Annotated in this window: 20 protein-coding genes; 7 read left to right on the top strand and 13 right to left on the bottom strand. The window is 68.1% G+C overall.

What is annotated here, in order from left to right; genetic code table 11:
• Positions 1-66: 66 nt before the first annotated feature.
• Complete coding sequence (locus tag AC4AMJ_RS11390; protein WP_489896350.1) at positions 67-735, top strand: ACT domain-containing protein; 669 nt, start codon at positions 67-69, stop codon at positions 733-735.
• Positions 736-738: 3 nt separating this feature from the next.
• Here AC4AMJ_RS11390 and ligA read toward each other — a convergent pair whose 3' ends face one another.
• Entirely contained in the window at positions 739-2,817 is a 2,079-nt protein-coding gene (gene ligA / locus AC4AMJ_RS11395; RefSeq protein ID WP_489918078.1) for an NAD-dependent DNA ligase LigA, read from the bottom strand.
• A gap of 79 nt (positions 2,818-2,896) precedes the next feature.
• Here ligA and AC4AMJ_RS11400 point away from each other — a divergent pair, with 79 nt between their 5' ends.
• The gene (locus tag AC4AMJ_RS11400) at positions 2,897-3,286 is read left to right on the top strand and encodes an MmcQ/YjbR family DNA-binding protein (protein ID WP_489896352.1); all 390 of its coding nucleotides are present in this window, start codon (positions 2,897-2,899) and stop codon (positions 3,284-3,286) included.
• 236 nt (positions 3,287-3,522) lie between these two features.
• Here the strand turns inward: AC4AMJ_RS11400 and AC4AMJ_RS11405 are convergent, their stop codons facing one another.
• The 8 genes from AC4AMJ_RS11405 to AC4AMJ_RS11440 all read right to left on the bottom strand — a co-directional run bounded on the left by AC4AMJ_RS11405 (position 3,523) and on the right by AC4AMJ_RS11440 (position 11,563).
• The gene (locus tag AC4AMJ_RS11405) at positions 3,523-4,545 is read right to left on the bottom strand and encodes a uroporphyrinogen decarboxylase/cobalamine-independent methonine synthase family protein (protein WP_489918079.1); all 1,023 of its coding nucleotides are present in this window, start codon (positions 4,543-4,545) and stop codon (positions 3,523-3,525) included.
• Positions 4,542-5,687: a tRNA 2-thiouridine(34) synthase MnmA gene (gene mnmA / locus AC4AMJ_RS11410; RefSeq protein ID WP_489896354.1), complete on the bottom strand. Its 1,146-nt coding sequence runs from the start codon at positions 5,685-5,687 to the stop codon at positions 4,542-4,544. The genes AC4AMJ_RS11405 and mnmA overlap by 4 nt, the downstream gene beginning before the upstream one ends.
• Positions 5,687-6,895, bottom strand: a complete 1,209-nt coding sequence (locus tag AC4AMJ_RS11415; RefSeq protein ID WP_489918080.1) for a cysteine desulfurase family protein — start codon at positions 6,893-6,895, stop codon at positions 5,687-5,689. Before AC4AMJ_RS11415 ends, mnmA begins: the two co-directional genes overlap by 1 nt.
• Before the next feature lie 81 nt (positions 6,896-6,976).
• Positions 6,977-8,062: an NAD(P)-dependent alcohol dehydrogenase gene (locus AC4AMJ_RS11420; protein ID WP_489918081.1), complete on the bottom strand. Its 1,086-nt coding sequence runs from the start codon at positions 8,060-8,062 to the stop codon at positions 6,977-6,979.
• A 5-nt stretch (positions 8,063-8,067) separates the two neighbouring features.
• Positions 8,068-8,553: a DUF4334 domain-containing protein gene (locus AC4AMJ_RS11425; protein WP_489918082.1), complete on the bottom strand. Its 486-nt coding sequence runs from the start codon at positions 8,551-8,553 to the stop codon at positions 8,068-8,070.
• Positions 8,471-9,538, bottom strand: a complete 1,068-nt coding sequence (locus AC4AMJ_RS11430) for a lysophospholipid acyltransferase family protein (RefSeq protein ID WP_489918083.1) — start codon at positions 9,536-9,538, stop codon at positions 8,471-8,473. The genes AC4AMJ_RS11425 and AC4AMJ_RS11430 overlap by 83 nt, the downstream gene beginning before the upstream one ends.
• 225 nt (positions 9,539-9,763) lie before the next feature.
• The gene (locus AC4AMJ_RS11435) at positions 9,764-10,720 is read right to left on the bottom strand and encodes an electron transfer flavoprotein subunit alpha/FixB family protein (RefSeq protein WP_489896359.1); all 957 of its coding nucleotides are present in this window, start codon (positions 10,718-10,720) and stop codon (positions 9,764-9,766) included.
• Between the two features lie 57 nt (positions 10,721-10,777).
• Entirely contained in the window at positions 10,778-11,563 is a 786-nt protein-coding gene (locus AC4AMJ_RS11440) for an electron transfer flavoprotein subunit beta/FixA family protein (RefSeq protein ID WP_489896360.1), read from the bottom strand.
• Between the two features lie 202 nt (positions 11,564-11,765).
• Here AC4AMJ_RS11440 and AC4AMJ_RS11445 point away from each other — a divergent pair, with 202 nt between their 5' ends.
• From AC4AMJ_RS11445 to AC4AMJ_RS11455, 3 genes are read left to right on the top strand one after another with little or no spacing between them, the layout of a single operon-like run.
• Positions 11,766-12,533, top strand: a complete 768-nt coding sequence (locus AC4AMJ_RS11445) for a class I SAM-dependent methyltransferase (protein WP_489896361.1) — start codon at positions 11,766-11,768, stop codon at positions 12,531-12,533.
• Positions 12,534-12,568: 35 nt separating this feature from the next.
• On the top strand, positions 12,569-14,179 hold the full coding sequence (locus tag AC4AMJ_RS11450) for a 1,4-alpha-glucan branching protein domain-containing protein (RefSeq protein ID WP_489918084.1): 1,611 nt from the start codon (positions 12,569-12,571) through the stop codon (positions 14,177-14,179).
• Between the two features lie 13 nt (positions 14,180-14,192).
• On the top strand, positions 14,193-15,467 hold the full coding sequence (locus tag AC4AMJ_RS11455; RefSeq protein WP_489918085.1) for a glycosyltransferase family 4 protein: 1,275 nt from the start codon (positions 14,193-14,195) through the stop codon (positions 15,465-15,467).
• A gap of 385 nt (positions 15,468-15,852) precedes the next feature.
• Here the strand turns inward: AC4AMJ_RS11455 and AC4AMJ_RS11460 are convergent, their stop codons facing one another.
• On the bottom strand, positions 15,853-16,605 hold the full coding sequence (locus AC4AMJ_RS11460; RefSeq protein ID WP_489918086.1) for an acyltransferase: 753 nt from the start codon (positions 16,603-16,605) through the stop codon (positions 15,853-15,855).
• Positions 16,606-16,702: 97 nt separating this feature from the next.
• On the opposite strand from AC4AMJ_RS11460, the gene AC4AMJ_RS11465 reads away from it, so the two are divergent.
• The gene (locus tag AC4AMJ_RS11465; protein WP_489918087.1) at positions 16,703-18,043 is read left to right on the top strand and encodes an outer membrane protein assembly factor BamB family protein; all 1,341 of its coding nucleotides are present in this window, start codon (positions 16,703-16,705) and stop codon (positions 18,041-18,043) included.
• 17 nt (positions 18,044-18,060) lie between these two features.
• Here the strand turns inward: AC4AMJ_RS11465 and AC4AMJ_RS11470 are convergent, their stop codons facing one another.
• Both AC4AMJ_RS11470 and AC4AMJ_RS11475 read right to left on the bottom strand, forming a co-directional pair.
• Positions 18,061-18,678: a DUF3887 domain-containing protein gene (locus tag AC4AMJ_RS11470; protein ID WP_489918088.1), complete on the bottom strand. Its 618-nt coding sequence runs from the start codon at positions 18,676-18,678 to the stop codon at positions 18,061-18,063.
• Positions 18,679-18,722: 44 nt separating this feature from the next.
• Entirely contained in the window at positions 18,723-19,715 is a 993-nt protein-coding gene (locus AC4AMJ_RS11475; protein ID WP_489918089.1) for a GlxA family transcriptional regulator, read from the bottom strand.
• A 53-nt stretch (positions 19,716-19,768) separates the two neighbouring features.
• Between AC4AMJ_RS11475 and AC4AMJ_RS11480 the strand changes: the two genes are divergently transcribed.
• The gene (locus AC4AMJ_RS11480; protein WP_489918090.1) at positions 19,769-21,082 is read left to right on the top strand and encodes an MFS transporter; all 1,314 of its coding nucleotides are present in this window, start codon (positions 19,769-19,771) and stop codon (positions 21,080-21,082) included.
• Positions 21,083-21,136: 54 nt separating this feature from the next.
• On the opposite strand, the gene AC4AMJ_RS11485 is transcribed toward AC4AMJ_RS11480, so the two are convergent.
• A complete protein-coding gene (locus tag AC4AMJ_RS11485; protein ID WP_489918091.1) occupies positions 21,137-22,357 on the bottom strand; it encodes a THUMP-like domain-containing protein in 1,221 nt (406 codons plus the stop codon).
• Positions 22,358-22,378 lie beyond the last annotated feature (21 nt).

The raw sequence follows: 22,378 nt of genomic DNA on the forward strand, positions 1-22,378 counted from the left end.
CGGTGAGCAGGGACATAGTGCGACAGGCACCGTCTCGTCACACGGCGGACACACCTCAGTGCGACAATGAGCCGCGTGTCGTACCTGCTGCGCGTCTACCTCGAGGATCGACCGGGCAGCCTGGGACTGCTCGCCGTCCAGCTCGGCTCGGTCGGAGCCGACATCCTGTCCCTGGAGGTCGTCGAGCGTGGCGAGGGCTACGCCGTCGACGACCTGGTCGTCGACATCGCGCCCGGTTCCCTGCCCGATGGGTTGATCACCGCCGCCGAGAAGCTCAAGGGCGTGCGGGTGGACTCGATCCGTCCGTACGCCGGCGTCCTCGATACGCACAGAGAGCTCGAACTCGTCGACCAGGTGGCCACCTCCGACGACGATCGACTGCAGGTTCTCGTCGACAACACGCCGCGCGTCCTGCGCGTCTCGTGGGCGATGGTCATCACCAGCGCGAGCGGCGGCGTACTGCAGCTCTTCGGCAGCTCCGGCGCCCCGGAGACGCCACTCACCCGAGCGGACTGGCTGCCGATCGAACGTGCGGCGCAACTCGACGCCACCGCCGACTGGGTGCCCGAGCCGTGGCAGGACATGGACACCCGCCTCGCGGCGGCACCGCTCGGCGACAGCCAGAAGGCCATCCTGCTCGGCCGGATCGGCGGTCCGGACTTCCGACCGTCGGAGATCGCCCGGCTCGGCTATCTGGCCGGCATCGTCGGCACGGTGTTGCGCGCGGACAGCTGAGCGCTACCCAGGCTCCGGCGCCTCGCCGGTCTCCAGCAACCGTTTGAAACCGTCTTCGTCGAGGATCGGTACACCCAGTTGCTCGGCCTTGGCCGCCTTGGTGCCGGGAGAATCGCCGACCACGACATAGTCGGTCTTCTTCGACACCGAACCCGACGCCTTTCCGCCGCGTACCAGGATCGCCTCCTTGGCACCGTCGCGCGAGAAGTCCTCCAGCGAGCCCGTCACCACGACCGTCTTGCCCTCCAGGGTCCGCGGCATGGACTCGTCGCGTTCGTCTTCCATGGAAACACCTGCGGCACGCCACTTCTCGATGACGTCGCGATGCCAGTCCACCTCGAACCAGTCGCGGATGGACTGTGCCAGAGTCATTCCCAGGCCCTCGACGTCGGCCAGTTCCTCGACGGTCGCGGCCTCGATCGCAGCGAGCGATCCGAATTCGGTGGCCAGTGCGCGCGCGGCGGTGGGGCCGACATGCCGGATGGACAGGCCGACCAATACACGCCACAGCGGAACCTGCTTGGCGCCGTCGAGGTTCGCCAGCAGGCGCTTCCCGTTGGCGGACAATGCACCGGACTTGGTGGTGAAGAGATCGGTCTTCGCGAGGTCGTCGGCGGTCAGGGAGAAGAGGTCGCCCTCGTTGCCGATCACGCCCGAGGTGAGCAACGCGGTCGCGGCCTCGTAGCCGAGCGCCTCGATGTCGAACGATCCGCGGCCGGCGATGTGGAACAACCGCTCCCGCAGCTGTGCCGGACAGGATTCGGAGTTGGGACACCGGATGTCGGCGTCGCTCTCCTTCTCGGGGCGCAGAGGCGTCCCACATTCGGGGCAGTGCGTGGGCATCACGAACTCGCGTTCGCTGCCGTCGCGGACGTCGACGACGGGGCCGAGAACCTCGGGGATCACGTCGCCGGCCTTACGGATCGTGACCGTGTCGCCGATCAGGACGCCCTTGCGCCGGACCTCCGATTCGTTGTGCAGGGTGGCGCGGGAGACGGTCGATCCCGCCACCAGCACCGGTTCCATGAACGCGAAGGGGGTGACCCGACCCGTCCGGCCGACACCGACCTTGATGTCGAGGAGCTTGGTGGTGGCCTCCTCCGGCGGGTACTTGTAGGCGATCGCCCAGCGCGGCGCACGTGAGGTGGACCCGAGACGCCGCTGGAAGGTGACGTCGTCGACCTTGACGACGATCCCGTCGATCTCGTGTTCCACGTCGTGACGGTGCTCACCCCAATAGGCGATCTTGTCCAGGATCTGGCCGATGCCGTCGACCTTGGTGGTGTGATCGGACACCGGCAGCCCCCAGGCACCGAGCGCGAGGTAGGCGTCGTGCAGGGACTGTGGCCGCCAGCCCTCGGTGTGACCGATCCCGTGACAGATCATCCGCAGCTTGCGGCGGGCGGTCACCTGCGGGTTCTTCTGGCGCAGCGAGCCGGCGGCGGAGTTACGGGGATTGGCGAACGGGGCCTTGCCGTCGGCGACCAGCGACGCGTTGAGCACCTCGAAGTCCTCCCCGCGGAAGAAGACCTCGCCCCGGACCTCCAACACGTGTGGAATCGGGAAGTCGTCGGAGACACTCAGCCGCTGCGGGATGTCGTCGATGGTGCGGGCGTTGAGGGTCACGTCCTCACCGGTGCGACCGTCGCCGCGGGTGACGGCCCGCGTGAGCGTGCCGTCGGTGTAGACCAGCGAGAGTGCGACGCCGTCGATCTTGAGTTCACAGAGGAAATCGACGCCCGCGCCGGTCTCCGCCTCGACGCGATCCACCCAGGTCCGCATCTCGTCGGAGTCGAAGACGTTGTCGAGCGACATCATCCGCTCGAGGTGATCGACGGGTGTGAACGCCGTCGAGAATCCACCGCCGACGAGTTTCGTCGGCGAATCGGGCGTGGCGAGCTCCGGATGGTCGTCCTCGAGTTCCTGCAATGTGCGCAGGAGCCGATCGAATTCGCCGTCGGTGATGATCGGCGCATCCTTGACGTAGTAGCGGAACTGGTGATCGCGGATCTCGTCCGCCAGCGCGGTCCACTTCTCTCGCAGGTCGCTGCTCACGTCCGTCGTGCCGCCTTCTTCTGCCACGTCAAAAGCCTATCTGTCACGTCAAAGAGACTATCCGGGCCCGCTGACAGGATCGGCCCGTCGTCCTAGTCTGAAACGCATGCCACACCCGATCATGTTCGACGACGACGATCCGTTCCTGATCCGCGTACGCGAACTGGCACTGGCATTTCCCGATGCGACCGAGGCGGTGTCGCACGGACGACCGACGTTCCGGTGCGGGAAGCTGTTCGGCAACTATGGCGGCAGCGTCAAAGGCGGCGCGCGCCACGATCAGTCACTGCTGTTCATCCCCGACCCGGCCGAGCGTGAGGCGCTGCTGGCAGACGACCGCTTCTACTTTCCCGCGTACGTGGGTGCGTACGGCTGGTTGGGGATCAAGCTCGACGCCGACACCGACTGGACCGAGGTGGGCGAACTGCTCGACGCCAGTTATCGCCAGATCGCACCCAAGAGCTCGATCGCGAAACTGGATTCGGCCCCGGGCTGATCGACCGTCGCGGGTTCTGTCGGCGCGATTGGGGGTTCTCTCGGCGCGATCCCGGGTTCTCTCGGCACGATCGTGGGTTCTGTCGGCGGGATCCCGGGTTCTGTCGGCGCGATCGTGGGTTCTGTCGACGTGATTCCGGGTTCTGTCGGCACGATTGGGGGTTCTCTCGGCGCGATTGGGGGTTCTGTCGGCGCGATCGCGGGTTCTGTCGGCGAGGTTGCGGGTTGCCTGCGATCTCAGATGGCGGCCGGGTCGGTGGCCAGCAGATCACCGGCCTCTGCGCAGATGCCCAGCGCGGTGGTGGCCCACTCGGGTGTCGCACCCGCGAGCCCACACGTGGGACTGACGACGACGTTCTCCGACAGCACTTTTCGCTCGAGACCGATCCGATCGACGAGGCCGGCGAGGCGCTCGGCGACCGTCTCCGCACGTAGTCGACCATCGCCACCGACGCTGGGCACGATCCCGGCGACGAGGATGTCGCCCCGGTCGATCAGCGCCCCGATTCCGTCGAGGTCGGACGCCGTCGGGTTGGTCACGTCCAAGGACCAGGCGACCGCGCGCAGACGTTCGATGAGGTCCCAGCGCGGCGCGGCACAGTTGTGCACGATCGCCGGCCGACCGACGTGGTCGATCATCTCGGTGAGCGACTCGACGACGTCGGCGACCGGGACCGCGGGGATGGTGTCGAAACGGGTGAGCGGCGTCACCGTGCCGTCGAGGACCTGCCCGATCAAGGGTTCGTCGTACTGGACCACGATCTCGGCACCCAGGCGCCGCGTGACATCGCCGACCAGTTCACGCACGCCTTCGGCCGTCGAGTCGACCACATCCCGCCAGGCGCCACGATCACGCAGGACCTTGTGACCCGCGGGAAGTTCCACCGAAGCCGACAGGGTGAACGGACCGCACACCTGGACCTTGAACCGCCGCCCGGTCCCGATGAACCCTGCGGTGTCCCAGATTTCTTCGACGGCGTCGAGGTCGGCCTGGAGATGATCTCGGGCGCGTCGTGAGACCGCCGAACCACGCGCTGCCAGCCGGTAGCCCCAGGTACCGGCATCCATGGGCAGGTCGACGAGAACCGCCGCCATCCGGCCGACCATATCGGCTCCGAGGCCGCGGGCGGGAAGTTCGGCGAGGTGGGCGAAGTCGAGTTGCCCGTTGATCACCGCGGCGGCCTCACGGGCATCCGTGCCGGGCATCGATCCGATACCGGTGCCGGTACCGCCGGTGAATGCCTTGTCCGTCGAGTTCACCGGTCGACGCCGGCCGCGACCCGACTCGACCGCGCACCGGTGGCGGGATCGGAGGAGGTCGCCAGGATCCGCCCCGACCCGAGGACCAGGTCACCACGCTCCGGATCGGGCAGGTACAGCACCGCGGCCTGGCCTCTGGCCACCCCGGTGAGCGGTTCCGCGAGCGCGAGATCGATCATCGGCTGTCCGTCGCGCACCACCGGTGTGGCCCGAACCGGCGCCAGACCTCCGTGCGCCCGCACCTGGACCATCGCGTCGACGGGCCCATCGGGTGTCTCGCCCGAGGTCCACACCGCGCGGTGCGCGGTGATCGACCAGACATCCAGGTGGGACGCGGAACCGACTGTGACGGTTCCTGATTCGGGGTCGATCTCGGTGACGTAGCGCGGCTGACCGTCGGCGGCGGGCGCCTCGATGCCCAATCCCTTGCGCTGACCGATGGTGAATCCGTGGACGCCGTCGTGCTCGGCCAGGCGGTCACCGGTGTCGGCGTCGACGACCGCGCCGGGCCGGATGCCGATACGCGCGCCGAGAAAGGCGCGGGTGTCGCCGGTGGGGATGAAGCAGATGTCATGTGAGTCGGGCTTCTCGGCCACGGCCAGCCCGCGTCGTGCCGCCTCCGCACGGATCTCGCTCTTCGGGGTGTCGCCGATCGGGAACATCGCCCGGTCGAGCTGCTCGGCGGTCAGAACCGCCAACACGTACGACTGGTCCTTGTCCTCGTCGACCGCGCGACGCAGCTGCCCGTCGGCCAGCTGCGCATAGTGGCCCGTCGCGAGGGCGTCGAAACCCAGCGCCACCGCCTTCTGTGCGAGCGCGGCGAACTTGATCTTCTCATTGCACGTCAGACACGGGTTCGGGGTCTGGCCCGCGGCGTAGGCGTCGACGAACTCGTCGATGACGTCGTCCTTGAAGCGATCGGCGAAATCCCAGATGTAGAACGGGATACCGAGAACATCGGCCACCCGGCGGGCATCGGAGGCATCCTCCCGGGAGCAACATCCCCGCGATCCGGTCCTCAGCGCGCCGGGAGCGGTCGACAGTGCCAGGTGGACCCCGACGACCTCGTGGCCCGCGTCGACCGCGCGGGCCGCGGCGACCGAGGAGTCCACACCTCCGCTCATGGCTGCGAGTACCCGCATCAGCGTCCCTTCCCGATCGGCGATGACACGAGGCCTGCGGCACGGGCCCGATCGACGACCTGGCCGATCACCTCCGCCACAGCCGCTATGTCGGCCGCCGTCGTCGTCGGCGCCAACGAGAACCGCAGCGATCCGCGCGCGGTGGGGACGTCGAGTCCCATCGCCAGCAGCACATGGCTCGCCTGAGCGACGCCGGCCGTGCAGGCGGACCCGGTCGAGCACTCGACGCCGTTGGCGTCGAGCAACATCAGCAGCGAGTCGCCTTCGCAGCCGTCGAAGGACACATGGACGTTGCCGGGGAGTCGGCGATCATCACGCGGACCGTTGGCGACGGTCCCCGGCAGGTCGAGCAGGGTCTCGAACAGCCGGTCACGCAGCTCGGTGACCGCTCGCGTGTTCTCGGACATGCGATCGACCGCCACCCGCAGCGCCGTGGCCATCCCGACCGCGCCGGCGACATCCTGTGTGCCGGAACGCACATCGCGCTCATGGCCGCCTCCGTGCAGGAGCGGCACGCACTCGACGTCGCGCCGTAGCAGCAGCGCCCCGACGCCCTGCGGTCCGCCGAACTTGTGGGCGGCCAGACTGAGCGCGGACAGACCGCTGGCGCCGAAATCGACCGGGATGTGACCCACCGCCTGGATGGCGTCGGAATGCACCGGCACACCGAACTCGGCCCCCAACGCGGCGATTTCCGCGACCGGCTCGATGGTCCCGACCTCGTTGTTGGCCCACATCACGGAGATGACCGCGGTCTGTTCCGCGTGCGACTCGAGCTCGGCTCGCAGCCACGCCGGTGAGACGAACCCGTCCTCATCGACCGGGGCGATCACCAGTTCCGCATCGGCCACGTCGGCCAGCCACATCGCCGGGTCCAGGATGGCGTGGTGCTCGACGGCGGACACGATCAGGCGCCGACGTTCCGGCTGCTGACGTCGGCGCGCCCAGTAGATCCCCTTGAGCGCGAGGTTGTCGGCCTCGGTGCCTCCGCCGGTGAAGATGACCTCGGACGGGCGCGCACCCACCGAGGCCGCCACCGATTCGCGGGCCTCCTCCAGCCGACGACGGGCCCAGCGTCCGGAACCGTGCAGCGACGAGGCGTTCCCCGGCTGTGCGAACACAGCAGTCATCGCCTCGACGGCTTCGGGCATCATGACCGTCGAAGCGGCATGGTCGAGGTACACGGGGGCTCGGGAGGGCGTGGACATGTCTTTGCAAGGATAAACGCGTCGGCACTGCGGACCAATTCCCGTCGGTCGGGAATGGTGACCTGCATCCCATGCGAACTCTCAGCTGTCGAACACCAGGACCGGCTTGATCGTGGTCCCCGCGAGGGACTCGGCGGCCGCGCGTTCGATCTCGGCGAACGGATAGACCTCGATCATGTCGTCGAGCGGCAACTCGCCCGCGAGGTAGAGCCCGGCGAGTTCGGCGATGACCTCGGCCGGGATGACATCACCCTCGATCACGCCGCGGATCGAGAGTCCCTTGTAGAGCACCGTCATCACGTCGAACTCGAGCCGCCGACCGATCCCGACGAGCGCGATGTCACCGCGCGGCTCGGCGGCATCGACGGCCGCCGCGAAGACGTCCTGGCGTGCCGTCGTGTCGATACCGTGGTCGGTGCCGCGTCCGTGCGCGTCGCGGACCGCGGCCGCCGGGTCGTCGACCGTGACCGGATCGACGGTTGCGATCGCTCCGAACTTCTCGGCGAGGGCCCGTCGGCTCGCGATCGGATCGACGGCCACCACGTCGGCACCCGCGCGCACGGCGGCGATGACCGCGGACAGCCCCACGCTCCCGGCGCCGAAGACCGTGACGGCCGATCCACGTCTCGGACGAACGACCTTGGTGACCGTGCCGTAGCCGGTCTGCACCCCGCAGCCCAGCGGCGCCGCGACGGTGGGCGGTAGTTCGGCCGGGATCGCGATCGCATTGTCCTCGTGCGCGATCGCGTACGACGCGAAACTGGATTGGCCGAAGAATCCGCCGAAGACCTGCCGGCCGTCCCGGGTGATGGTCGGTGTCCCGTCGGCCCGGCCTGCCGTGTTGAGACCGGAGGTGCAGTACGCGGGATGCCCGTCGCCGCACTGCCGGCAGGCGCCACAGCTGCGGAAGGTCAGACACACCGTCTGCCCCTGCCGCAGGCGTGTCACGCCCGGACCGACCGCCTCGATGACACCCGCACCCTCATGCCCGAACACCTGCGGCAGACGCCGCGGTGACCAGGTCGCCTTCATCCCGAGATCGGTGTGACAGATCCCCACCGCACGCATGCGGACCAGAACCTCGCCGTCGAGCGGCCGGTCGATCTCGGCCGGCACGACCTCGAAGGGACCGCCCCGCTCGGTGACGACGGCGGCGTCGATACGCACCCGCCTCAGACCCGCTCGAGATAGAAGTAGAAATGGCGGCCGTCGACGACCCCACCCTTGCCGTTCATGATGCCCATGACCGTGGAGTCGTCGACCCGCTTGAAGTGATCGATCACCGCCTGCCCGTCGTAGACCATGGAGGCGGTCACCTCGCCCCGGAACTCGATGGCCCACAGGCTGGCCTCACCCTTGCCGAGCTTCGTGTTCGAGTACAAGGTGCCGTCGGCGTCACGACACATGAGCGGCTGCACATCGTTACGCGAGGTGAAGGTCTTGCCGTACCAGCCCGCCTTGTCCAGGCTCCCGTTGATCGGATGTCCGGTGGTGAACTCACCACCCTTCCACGCGCCGAACATCTCTTCTGGCCGCATGGTCGGCAGCGCCGCCCAGACGGCGTCCAGTTCGGCATCATCGACGAGGCCCGTGGTGGCCGTCATCTCGATGAATCGCGCCTGTGCCTCGGTACGGGACAGTGACGGTGCGGACGTCATGAATCGAGCTCCTCTGTGTCGGATCGGCATGCCGGCCGCAGGACCGGCGCTCGATACAACATATATGAGATATGTCCGGGCGGCTCCCTCTGAGGTGGGCGACGTCGGCGCCTGCGCCCAGGACCATCTCCTCGCAGCGGATCGCCAGTGCTCGCCGGTCGGCATCGGGGAGTTGGGCCTCGTAAACCGTGGCGTGCAGTGTCAGGCCGCGCCCGGAGATGACCCGGCGCAACGTGTCGATCGGCGAGTCGTCGCCGATGAGACTGGCTGCGGCCGTGGCCGATCCGTCGACTGCAGTGAACCCGAGACGAACCGGGATGATCGGTACGCCGGCATCGATCGCGGCCTGGAAGAAGGCCGGCCGGAACCGTCCGGCCTCGTGACCGCACCACGTGGTGCCCTCGGGGAAGACCGCGACCGTGTTGTCGCGGTGCAGCTGTTCGACCGCGGCTTCGACGGTGGACGGTAGACGCCGCAGTGCCGACCGGTCGATGGTGATCACGCCGAGCCTGCGCGCCAGGCCGGCGACCAGCGGCATCGCGGCCACATCGGATTTCGCCACGAAGTGCGCCGGGCTGATCGCGGCGAGCGCGAAGATGTCGAGGAACGATGTGTGGTTGGCCACCATCAGTCCACGCGTCTTGCCGACGAACGGCCGACGATCGTCGAGGTGGATCGTGACCCCGATCGCCCACAAAAGGCTGCGGGCGGCCCGTGCCAGGTAGCGCCTCCGGACCAGGCGTGGCGCCAGCGCGACGACAGGTCCCGTCAGCGCCAGGATCGCCGCGGTCAGCGCCAGGCTGACGATCCGGAGCGCGACCAGGACCGTACCGGCAGCGGCCACCGGATCGAATTGTCGACACCGGGTGCCGCACACGCTCGACGGGTACCACGAGTGCCGAACCGGCCCCACCTCGATCTGCGGCACGGGATCCGGTGGCGGCATGAGCGCATCCGAGGCCAAGGGGGGCGCGATGGTCGTCATGCCCTGATGACAACCGGGCCATACGACGCGACCGTCACGCCGACATGTCGTGTCGGTACTGCTGCGGTGAACTCACGGAACCGGGCCACTCGACCAGCAGGACGCCCGGACGCGGTGCCACGGGCGGAGCGTCGGGCCCGTGTCACGCGAATGGCCCCCTTGACCGTGCCGCGAGGCACGGCCAGGGGGCCACCGAGAATCGTCAGCGCGTGATGCGCTGGGCGATCACTTGCGCTTCTTGACCTCTTCGGTCAGCTGCGGGGCGACGTTGAACAGGTCGCCGACGATGCCGAAGTCCGCGATCTCGAAGATCGGGGCCTCTTCGTCCTTGTTGACCGCGACGATGGTCTTCGAGGTCTGCATACCGGCACGGTGCTGGATCGCGCCCGAGATGCCGAGTGCCACGTACAGCTGCGGCGACACGGTCTTGCCGGTCTGACCGACCTGGAACTGCCCCGGGTAGTAGCCGGAGTCGACCGCGGCACGCGAGGCACCGACAGCCGCGCCGAGCGAGTCGGCGAGTTCCTCGACCACCGAGAACTTGTCGGCACTGCCCACACCGCGACCACCGGAGACCACGATCGAGGCCTCGGTGAGTTCCGGACGATCGCCGCCGACATTCGGCTCGACCTTGGTGATCTTCACGACGCCCTCTTCCTGCGCCGGGACCTCCACGTCGACACGCTCGCCGGCGCCGGCCTGCGGAGCCGCCTCGACGCCACCCGGGCGCACCGAGAACACCGGGACGTCGCCCTTGGCCTGGGCATCGACGGTGAAGGCACCACCGAAGATGGAGTGGATGCCCACGCCACCCTCCTTGACGTCGACGACGTCGGCGAGCACACCCGAACCGAGGCGCACGGCCAACCGGCCGGCGATCTCCTTGCCGTCGGCGGTCGCCGCGACGACGATGCCGGCGGGCGATGCCTGCTCGGCGACCGACGACAACACGTCGACCTGCGGGGTGATCAGGTAGGACGCCGCATCGTCGGATTCGGCGACGTAGATCTTCTCGGCGCCGGCCTCCTTGAGACCGTCGATGATGCCGTCCGCCGAGCCGGGCGCGCCCACGACGACCGCGGACGGGCTGCCGAGCGAACGGGCAGCGGTGATCAGCTCGCTGGTGACCTTCTTCAGGGCGCCTTCGGCGTCCTGCTCCACGAGCACAAGTACTTCAGCCATGTTTCTTCTATCTCCTGAATGTCTCTTCTTCGCCAGTGATGTCTGTGCCCGTGCGGACTAGATGATCTTCTGCGACACCAGGTACTCGGCGACCTTGGTGCCACCGTCGCCTTCGTCGGCAACGCGCTCGCCCGCGGTCTTCGGCGGCTTCGGAGCCGAGGCGGTCACCTGGCTGCCCGCATTCTCCAGGCCCACATCGCCGGCCTCGACGTCGATCTCGGCCAGGGTGAGAACCTGAACTTCCTTCTTCTTGGCGGCCATGATGCCCTTGAAGGACGGGAACCGCGGCTCGTTGATCTTCTCGTTGACACTCACGATCGCCGGCAGCTGCGCCTCGATGTGGAAGATGCCGTCGTCGGTCTCACGCTCGCCCTTGAGGGTCTCGCCCTCCAGCGTCAGCTTGCGCAGATGCGTGAGGTGCGGCAGCTCCAGGTATTCGGCGATCATCGCGGGGATCGCACCGACGCGGCCATCGGTGGCCTCGTTGCCGGCGATGACGAGTTCGACACCTTCGACAGTGCCGAGCGCGCGGGCGAGGACGTAGGCCGTCTGCACCGCGTCCGAGCCGTGCATCTGGTCGTCCTTGATGTGGATGGCCTTGTCGGCCCCCATCGACAGCGCCTTGCGAATGGCCTCGGTGGCCCGCTCGGGACCGGCGGTCATCACGGTGACCTCACCACCGTCGGCCTCTTTGATCTTCAGGGCCTCCTCGACCGCGCGCTCGTTGATCTCGTCGAGAACGGCGTCAGCGGCTTCGCGGTCCAGGGTGTAATCGCCCTCGGTCAGCTTGCGCTCGGACCACGTATCGGGAACCTGCTTGATCAGAACGACAATGTTTGTCATGGGTCTACGTCGACCTCCTGCTCGGTTTCTCCCATCTTACTGCCGAGTAAGTTGGGTTCGGTCTCTCCTACTTTAGCGTTAGCTCGGTCGGCGCAAAACATCGACTACCTCACACAACACGCCTGCGCCGATCACCGGGGACCACCGCCGCGACGTGTGAGGGCCGGAAAGGGCCGGACCCCCAGGCACTAGTGTCGTGGGGATGAGCGAGTCATTCGAGACCCTCGCGCTGACCGGCGAGCGAACCGTCCCCGGGATTCCCGAGGAAAACTACTGGTTCCGGCGGCACGAGATCGCCTACACGCACATCCTCGACCGTTGTGGTGGCCTCGACGTCCTCGAGGCCGGCTCCGGCGAGGGGTACGGTGCGGCGATGCTGGCATCGGTCGCACGCTCGGTGACCTGCGTCGACTACGACGAGCTCGCTGTCGAGCATACGCGCAGGCGCTATCCCGGGCTGATCGTCCACCGCGGCAATCTCGTCGACCTCCCACTCGACGACGAATGCGTCGACGTGGTCGTCAACTTCCAGGTCATCGAGCACCTGTGGGATCAGTCCGCGTTCATCGCCGAATGCCTCCGGGTCCTGCGGCCCGGTGGGGTGCTGTTCATCTCGACACCGAACCGCATCACGTTCTCACCGGGCCGCGACACCCCGCTCAATCCGTTCCACACCCGCGAACTCAACGCCGCCGAACTCACCGAACTCGTGGTCGACGGCGGGTTCGCCCTGTCGGCGATGCTCGGGGTTCACCACGGCGAGAGGCTGCAGACGCTGGACCGCAAGTGGGGTGGATCGCTGATCGACGCCCAGATCGAGCGCGCCCTCGCCGGCGAGCCGTGGCCCGACGAGCTCGCCGCCGACGTCGCGGCGATCGTCACCGACGACTTCGTGATCCGTGACACCGCGGTGTCGGGCGACGTGGACGCCAGTCTGGACCTCCTCGCCGTCGCGGTCCGGCGTTCGTGACGTCGGCATCGACCTCTTCCCGCTCTGCGAGGGACGTGGCGTCGGCGGGGTCTCGCGACCGTCGATCTCGCAGCGAGGCAGAGCGCGTCCCGGGCCAGTTCACCCTCGTCCTGCATTCCCATCTCCCCTGGCTTGCCAACCACGGACGATGGCCGGTCGGCGAGGAGTGGCTCTATCAATCGTGGGCCGGCTCCTACCTGCCGGTGTTCGCGATGCTGCGTCGGCTGGCGGCCGAGGGCGCGCGCGATCAACTCTCGCTGGGCATCACACCGGTGCTCGCCGCCCAGCTCGACGACCCGCACTGCGCCGCCTCCATGCACGAGTGGTTGGCCGACTGGCAGCTACGCGCGCTCGAGGCCGCGACCGCGCCGGAGGCGTCGCGTCGCGAACTCGGCGCACGCGAGTACCGGTCGGCCACCGCGGCGATGACAGATTTCGAGGCGAACTGGCGCCACGGTGGCTCCGACCAGGTCCGGACGCTGTCGACGTCCGGCGTCGTGGAGGTTCTGGGCGGTCCCTTGGCTCATCCGTTCGCGCCACTCCTCGATCCCCGCTTACGGGAGTTCTCGCTCCGGGAGGGATTGGCCGATGCCCGCGCCCGATGGTCCTTCGACCCCACCGGCATCTGGGCGCCGGAGTGTGCGTTCGACCCCGGGATGGAAATCGAGTATGCGGCAGCGGGTGTCGGACATTTCATGGTCGACGGACCGACGTTCAAGGGTGACACCGCGCTCGGCCGTCCCGTCGGCGGGACGGACGTGGTCGCCTTCGCCCGGGACCTGACGATCAGCTATCGGGTGTGGTCGCCGAAATCGGGGTATCCCGGCCATGGCTCCTATCGGGATTTCCACACCTACGACCATGCGAGCGGATTGAAACCTGCCCGGGTGACCGGTCGCGGCGTCGCCTCGGCGAACAAGAAGCCCTACGACCCGGCCCGGGCGGACCAGGTCATCGACCGACACGTCAACGACTTCGTGGATCAGGTCCGCAGACGCCTCATCGACGAATCCGAGCGTCAGGGTCGACCCGCTCTCGTGGTCGCGGCCTTCGACACCGAGTTGTTCGGTCACTGGTGGCACGAGGGGCCGGTCTGGCTCGAACGGGTACTGCGCCGGCTCCCCGAGGCCGGCGTACGCGTCGGCACGCTCGCCTCGGCGCGCCGCGACGGATTCGTGGGTGCGCCGGTCGACCTACCCGCGTCGTCATGGGGGTCGGGCAAGGACTGGCGGGTCTGGAACGGACCGCAGGTCAGCCATCTCGTCCGGCTCAACGCCGAGGTCACCGAAACCGCCCTCGATGCCGTCGACAAGCTCATCGAGCCGACCGGCGGCCACGGATCATCCGGGTTCGGCAGTGGACGGAGCCGCGTCGCCGATCAGATCGTGCGTGAAACCCTGCTGACCGTGGCCTCCGACTGGCCGTTCATGGTCTCCAAGGACACCGCCGCCGACTACGCTGTCGATCGGGCGCACAAACACGCGCACGCGACCCGGGAGATCTGCGACGCAGCGTTGCGTGGCCGTACACAGCGGGCCGAGGCGCTCGCACAGAACTGGTCGCGGGCCGACAATCTGTTCGCCGGTCTCGACGCCCGGCGACTGCACTTGCCCGCCGCGCCGGGCAAGCGGGGACATCGAGCGTGATGGGGGATGGCTGATGAGGGTGTTGATCGTCTCGTGGGAGTATCCGCCGGTCGTGGTGGGGGGACTCGGTCGGCATGTGCACCACCTCGCCACCGAACTCGCCGCGCAGGGCCACGAGATCGTCGTCCTCACCCGCCGCCCGACCGGCACGGACGCCATCAGCCATCCGACCACCGACACCCTGGTCGACGGTGTGCGGATCATCGCCGCCGCGGAGGACCCTCCCGAGTTCGACTTCGGCCGCGACATGATGGCGTGGACGCTCGCCATGGGTCATTCGCTGATCCGCGCGGGTTTGAAGGCCTTTGCCTCAGAGCGTGATTCGCCGGGGTTGTGCGCGTGGGAACCCGACGTGGTGCACGCGCACGACTGGCTCGTCGCACACGCTGCGATCGGCCTCGCCGAGTTCTTCGACGTCCCGTTGGTGTCCACCGTCCATGCCACCGAGGCCGGCCGGCACAGCGGCTGGGTCAGCGGCCCCACCAACCGACAGGTGCACTCGGTCGAGTGGTGGATGTGCCGCGAATCCGATTCGCTGATCACGTGCTCGACGTCGATGCGCGACGAGGTCACCCGACTGTTCGGACCCGAGATCCCCGACGTGTCGGTGATCCACAACGGCATCGACATCCGGTCCTGGCCGTTCGCGCCGCGGCCCACTCCTTCGGGTCCCGCGGAGCTGTTGTTCGCCGGCCGCCTCGAATACGAGAAGGGCGTCCAGGATCTCCTCGCCGCGCTCCCCCGGATCCGCCGAACCCACCCGGGCACGACGCTGACCATCGCTGGCACCGGAACCCAACAGGGTTGGCTGATCGACGAGGCGCGCCGACATCGCGTGACCCGATCGGTCCGATTCCTGGGAGCAGTCGACCACGAGGGTCTGATCGGGCTGATGCACCGCTGCGCGGCCATCGTGCTCCCGAGCCGGTACGAGCCGTTCGGCATCGTGGCCCTGGAAGCCGCCGCCACCGGGGTGCCGCTGGTGGTGTCGACCGCGGGCGGTCTGGGTGAGGCGGTGGCCGATCCGACCACCGGCCTCACCTTCGAACCGGGCGACGTGGCCGGGATCGCGGCCTCGGTGCGGGCGAGTCTCGGTGACCCGTCGGCGGCGGCCGCCCGAGCACTACGTGCGCGTGATCGGCTCACCGCGGAATTCTCGTGGGCCGAGGTCGCCGAACGTACCGCCGGGGTCTACAACGCCGCGAAACGCCGGGTCCGCCACCCCGTCGGCCGCCCGCACATCCCGGAACGTCCACTGCCGGAACGTGATCCGGGCAAGCCCGAGTAGCGCGGCCCTTCGTGACGCATCCTCGCAAGCTCGGAGGCTCCTCAGGGTACGGGGTGATAGCGCCGGCGATCGGACGTCACCACCCGATCCCTGAGGAGGCCCGGAGCGCCAGCGGAGGGCCGTCACCACCCGATCCCTGAGGAGGCCCGGAGCGCCAGCGGAGGGCCGTCACGAAGGGCGGCCCCACCGACTGAGTGACACTCGCTCCCGGAGTGTGCGAACGGACGCCCTTCGTGACGCATCCTCGCAAGCTCGGAGGCTCCTCAGGGAGCAGGGTGATAGCGCCAGCGGAGGGCCGTCACCACCCGATCCCTGAGGAGGCCCGGAGCGCCAGCGGAGGGCCGTCACGAAGGGCGGCCCCACGGACCGAGTGGCAACGCTCGAATCAGGACTTGCGCGCCGCGGCAGCCGCTTTCTTGCGCTCGATGTCGGCGAGGGCCCGTTCGAGTTCGGCACGCTCCTCGGCGGTGCTCGCCCAGTCGTCTTTGCGGTTCTTGACGACTCGTGCGGGTGCGCCGACCGCGATCGAGAAATCCGGGACCACACCCTTGACCACGGCGTGCGAACCGAGGACGCAGCCCTGGCCGACGATGGTGTTCCGCAGGACCGAGACCTTCGCCGCGACCCAGGTGTCGGGCCCGATACGCACCGGCCCCTTGACGATGCCCTGATCCTTGATCGGAAGGGTGATGTCGTCCATCTTGTGGTCGAAGTCGCAGATGTAACACCAGTCGGCGATCAGCGTCGAACCACCGATCTCGAGGTCGAGGTAGGAGTTGACGACGTTGTTGCAGCCGAAGACCGTCTTGTCACCGATCTTCAGGCTCCCCTCGTGGCACCTGATCGAGTTGCCGTCGCCGATGTGTACCCACCGCCCGATCTCCATGCGTGCCATCTGCGGCGTCGCATGGATCTCGACATTGCGGCCGAGGAAGACCATCCCCCGCAGGACCACATGGGGGTTGGCGAGACGGAATCGGGCCAATCGGTAGTAGCGCACCAGGTACCACGGCGTGTACGCGCGATTGCGCACCACCCACCGCAACGAATCACGGGTGAGGAAACGCGCCTGAGCAGGATCGCGACGACGACCCGCCCGCCATCGCGACCGGTACGAGGCATTCCACATCGTGGTCATGACGACAAACCCTAATCGACCGGAATTCCGGGCACGATAGGCTCTGAACCCGGCACGTCGTCCGACGGGGCAGATCGCGACCAGAACAGGAGCTGAATTGGCTGCAACAGCCCGCAGACGTGAGGTTGCACGACGTCTGCCGACGACGCTGGCCGCCATCCTGGTGACCGTCGTGGCCGTCCTGGCCTCGGCATGTTCCGACGGACACATCGACATCCACTCGGTCGCGAGCCCCGGATGGTCGAGTTACGGCGGCAACGCCGCCAATTCGAACTTCGCCTATCCCGCTGTGCCGGACGACCTGGAACTGAGCTGGACGCGTCCGACCGGCGGGCAGGTGACCGCGCCGCTGACCATCTCCAACCAGTCCAACGTGGGTGTGACGTCGAGCGCCGCGAGCGGGTGCAACTGGATGGTTCTCGATCCCCGGGACGGTCGTAAGAACTTCTGCAAGCGGATGCGCACCGGCATCGCGGTCAACGCGTCCCTGGTCGATCAGTTCGACCAGCCCTATGTCGGTGAGGAGTCGATGTTCCTCGCCTGGAATGCCGGCGGTGCGATCCGGTGGCGGATGCCCGTTCTGGGCGTACCGCTGTCGGCCAAGTTCGCTGCGCCAGGCGAGGTGCTGGTCGCCACGACCCAGGGTCAACTGCTGCTGATCAACACACAGAACAGCGAGTTCACCGCCCCCGAGGTGCGACTGCGCGCCGACGCCGATCCCGACGACCCGACCTACGGCTTCGGCGACTGTGTGACCAACGGACCCCGCTGTGCGATCCCCGCGCCGGCAGCCGTCGACCCCGATCACGAACGGTTCTTCCTGAACTTCTGGCCGCAGGGCGCGATCGCCTCACAGATCCGCGGCATGAGCTTCGCCGAGCAGAACGGCGCGCGCACCATGCGGGAGATCTGGCACGCCGACGTCCCCGGCGGCGTCATCGGACCACCCACACTCTCCGCCGACGGAGACACCGTCTACGCGTTCTCCCGGCTCGGGCAGATCGTCGCCCTGGATGCGGCGACCGGCAAGACCCGCTGGACCTATGCCAACGGCGGCTACGGATTTGCGACGATGAGCGTGTCACCGGATGGCCTGATCATCCCGACGGGCGTTCTCGGCGCTCCCCTTACGCTGCTTCGCGATGCGGGCGACCACGCCGAACAGGTCTGGCAGCGCAAGGATCTCGCGGTGGTGAGCCTGTCCACCCTGACCGATCAGGGCACCGCCTGGACCGTCGTGCGGGACAAAGGGAAGGACTCGCTCTCGCTGACCGAGGTGTCCACCGACGACGGAACGACCAAACGCTCGCTGCCCCTTCCTGAATCGGTCGGGTTCGCAACCGGGGTGTCCGTGTCACCGCGCGGCCAGATCGCCACCGCGACCAACATCGGCAAGGTCTATTTCTTCGACAGCAAGGCCGACGTCGACAGCAGGTGACCGGACGGGGCGGGCCGTCACAGGGAGCGGTGCGCCGCGTCCGGATTGAGGAAGAACAGGCCGGCGATCAAGCCGTCGGCGTCGTAGGCCACCCGCACCGTCATCGCCCCCGCCTCCTGCTCGACCGGCACATCCACCACGGTGTGCAGTCCGTGCAACCGGACGAAGGGGACACCGGTCGACTCGACCTCACCCCCGATGGCGATCATGGACGCCCAGGCGTCGGCCAGCCCCGATTCGTCGAGCGCATCGGACATCGTCGGGTTGAATCTCGATGCGACGATTGCCCATTGCGCCGTGCGCAGGCGATCGATCAGATCGGCGGCCATCACGTCCGCCTGGGCTATCGGCGCTCTGTTCATCGGTTCTCCCGTTCGCGGATCGATCGGCTTGCCGAACCTCTGGAAGGCGGCCTGACGTGTGACCCCGACGACGTCACCGATCTCCTGCCAGGTGCAGCCGGCGTCCCGTGCCTGCCGGGCGGTCGCGCTCAGCAGATCCTCGGCGCGGCGACCCAGCTGCAGCGCGTCGTACACCTGCGCCAGAGCGTCTTGCCGGGTCCGGACCTCGCCGCCCGTGGAGATACTCCGCGCGTACTGTTCGACCTCTCCGGCGAGGTTCACGACATCACTCACATGTAAACGTTACGTTTACATGTGAGGATCTGTCAAGGTTCGATTTACTGTCCGCCGCCTGAGCCGGCGAACGTCTTGCGATACGACGACGGCGACATGCCGAGCCCGCGGCGCAGGTGATGCCGGAGGTTGTCGGCCGACCCGAGGCCGGACAGCGCCGCCACCGTGTCCACCGAGATGTCGCCGGCCTCCAGAAGCTCACGGGCACGGTCGATTCGACGATCACGCACCCATGTCCCCGGGGAGAGCCCGGTCTCCGCCCGGAAGCGCCGACTGAAGGTCCGGGGGCTCATCCGTGCCCGCGCTGCCAGTTGCGCGACGGTGAGCGGCTCGGCCAGATTCTGCAGGGCCCAGTCCCGCGTCGTCGCGGTGCTGTTGTCCCCGACCTCGGCCACCGGTCGCTCGATGAACTGCGCCTGGCCTCCCTCCCGCCACGGCGGGACGACACAGTGCCGCGCCACCCGGTTGGCGACCGAAGCGCCGTGATCTCGCCGGATGATGTGCAGGCACAAGTCGATCCCGGCGGCGAGCCCCGCCGAGCTCAACACCGCACCGTCGTCGGTGAACAGCACCCGCTCGTTCAGGTCGACCCGCGGGAAGAGCCGGCGGAAGTCGTCGGCGTAGCGCCAGTGGGTCGTCGCCCGGCGGCCGTCGAACACACCGGCGGCGGCGAGTACGAAGGCGCCCGTGCAGATCGAGACCAGTCGGGCGTCGGGTCGCACCGTCGCCAGGGCGGCCGCCAGGTCGTCGGGCAGCACTCCGTGGGTGCGCACGGGCTCCACACGTGTACCGGGCACGACGACGGTGTCGGCGGTGGACAGGACTTCCGGGCCTGCGGCGGCCACGAGTTGGTAGTCCGTCGTCGAATCCGTCGGGCCGGAGGCCAGACTGCACGTGATCACCTCATAGAGGGGCTCCCCGCCGTCGTCGACCGCCTGCCCGAACAGCAACGACGGGATGGTCGCGTCGAACCCCACGATCGGGGGCAGCAGCAGGACCGCCACGCGATGTCGTCTTTTGGCACGATCTTCATGCATATTGTCGATCATGCCACTGGTCCGGCCGCGTGACGAGACCCATGCTGGTCTGTATGTCGAGTCGCCTCTTGTCGCGCAGAGATCTGCCCTGGGCCTGGTTGGTTGCCGCCGCGAGCTTCATCGCCATCATCGGTGCGGCCGGATTCCGTGCCGTGCCCAGCGTGATGATGGACCCGTTGCACATGGAGTTCGGCTGGTCGCACGCGACGATCGGGGCGGCGATGTCGATCAACATGGTCCTGTTCGGCGTCACCGCGCCGTTCGCGGCGGCGCTGATGGACCGCTTCGGCATCCGCCCGGTGCTCACCGGCGCCTTGTTGCTGATCGCCGCCGGCACCGGCCTGGGTGTCTTCATGAACGCGAGTTGGCAACTGTTGCTGCTGTGGGGTGTGCTCGTCGGCCTCGGCACGGGTTCCATCTCCATGGGGTTCGTGGCCACCGTGTCGACGCGCTGGTTCGTCGCACGGCGCGGGCTGGTCACCGGAATGCTGACCGCCGCCAGCGCCACCGGACAGCTGATCTTCCTGCCCGTGGTCGCGCACGTCACCGACCGCTACGGGTGGCGGTGGGCCTCGATCCTCGTCACGGTGGCTGCGCTGGCGGTGATCCCGTTGGTGCTGCTGCTGATTCGCGACCACCCGCGAGACGTCGGCACCACCGCCTATGGCGCCGAACCCGGCCACGTCGAGGAGCAGGTGCCGAACGGGTCCTTCGGTGCCGCCGCCCAAGGACTGGTCCGCGGCGCCCGCGTCCCGGCATTCTGGTTGCTCGCCGGCAGTTTCGCGATCTGCGGGATGACCACGAACGGGTTGATCGGCACGCATTTCATCCCGGCCGCGCACGATCACGGCATGCCGACCACGATGGCCGCATCGCTGCTCGCGACGATCGGGATCTTCGACGTCGCGGGAACGATCTTCTCCGGATGGCTCACCGATCGTGTCGACGCGCGGATCCTGCTCGTCGTCTACTACCTCGGACGCGGGGCATCACTCGTCCTGCTCCCGCTACTGCTGTCCGCGCACGCCGAACCGAGCACCTGGGTCTTCATCATCTTCTACGGGCTCGACTGGGTCGCGACCGTGCCGCCGACCATCGCGATCTGTCGTGAGTACTTCGGCGCGTCCACTCCGGTGGTCTTCGGCTGGGTCTTCGCATCCCATCAACTCGGAGCGGCGGTCGCGGCCTTCGGCGCAGGCTACATCCGGGATGCCCAGGGCAGTTATGACAACGCTTTCCACATCGCCGCCGGGTTGTGCGTGCTGGCGGCGCTGATGTGCTGGCTCATCCCGAAACGGACCTCCGAAACCGACGAGAACCACACACCCTCCGCCGTCGAGAGCCAACCCAGCATGGCACGTGACTGATCCACCCGGCCGCGGAGGGCAAAGATCAGTCGCTGGAAACTCTCCCGGCGGACATCACGCTCGCGGCATCCGCACCCCGGGCTCACAGATGTAGGCGACACCCTTGCGACCGACCCGGGTGAGGATCAGCGCCAGCGACCGGGAGCCCTTCTGTTTCAGCCGTTTCCGGAGCCGATCAGGGTCCACGTCGAGACCGCGCACCAGAATCTCGAGGGTGCCGCAATCCAAGGCGGCCAGTCGCTTGCGCAATTCCTTGTCGGCGACACCCGACGCCTCGATGAGCCGAAACCCTCGCTCGCCGTTGGGGACCGCGTTGCCGGTGAGATAGGCGATCTGCGGGTCCAGCTGCCAGAGTCCGTGCCGTCGAGCGTAGTTGCGCACCAACCCGGCCCGGACGATCGCCCCGTCGGGGTCGACGATCCACTCTCCCGCCTCAGCGACCGGCACGTCGTCGGACTCGCCGTCGGTGATCTCGTCGACATGCACCGAGCCGTCCGATGCCGAACGGAGCACGGTGGCGCGACGCGCAGCCTCCGAGTCGCGTTCGGTCCACAGGCACGCTTCGCGGACCGAACCGTCCAGCGAGGTGATCTGCACCTGCCCGGCGAAACCAAATCGATCACGGAGCATTCGATAGTCAAGCCCCGGAGCGCATTTCACACCGAGTGGCCGGCCGGCGTAGGTGGTCAGCACGTCCAGCAGCGGCGGCGTGAGCTGGTCGAGCCGGAACACCCGGCCCGATCCCGAACGGCGGGCGGGATCGGCGAGGATCACATCGGCCGTCGACGTGGGAGTCAGCGCGTCGGCCCGCAACAGGGTCGTCTTCCGGTCGACCAGATCGGCGTTGTGCCGCGCCATCGACAGCCGGACCGCGTCGATGTCGCTGCCGATCACTCCCGCGAGATCGTCGCGCGCGGCGAGTTCCATCAGCTCCGCGCCGATCGAGCAGGTGATGTCGTGCACCACGGCACCCGGGTGACGGGTCGCGATCTCGGCGGCACGGTGGGCCGCCACGGGCGTCGCCGTGGACTGCTGCTGCGCCTCATCGGTGAACAGCATCGCCCCGGCCGCCCGCAACCTGCCGCGCGCGCGGCGACGGCAGAGGGTGGTCTCGATCAGCGCCGGCTCGTGCGGCCCGTAACGGCCACGCAGTTCACCGAGATCGGAGATCATCGACGACGCCGAAAGGTCCAGCGCCGCCGTGTTCTCGAGGGCCGTGAGGCCGTGCCCGGACCGTAGAAACGCGACGTCGTCGGTCGTGAACGTGTACGCCATGAGTCAGTCGCCGACGCCTCC

The organism is Gordonia sp. LMA484, assembly GCF_058129505.1.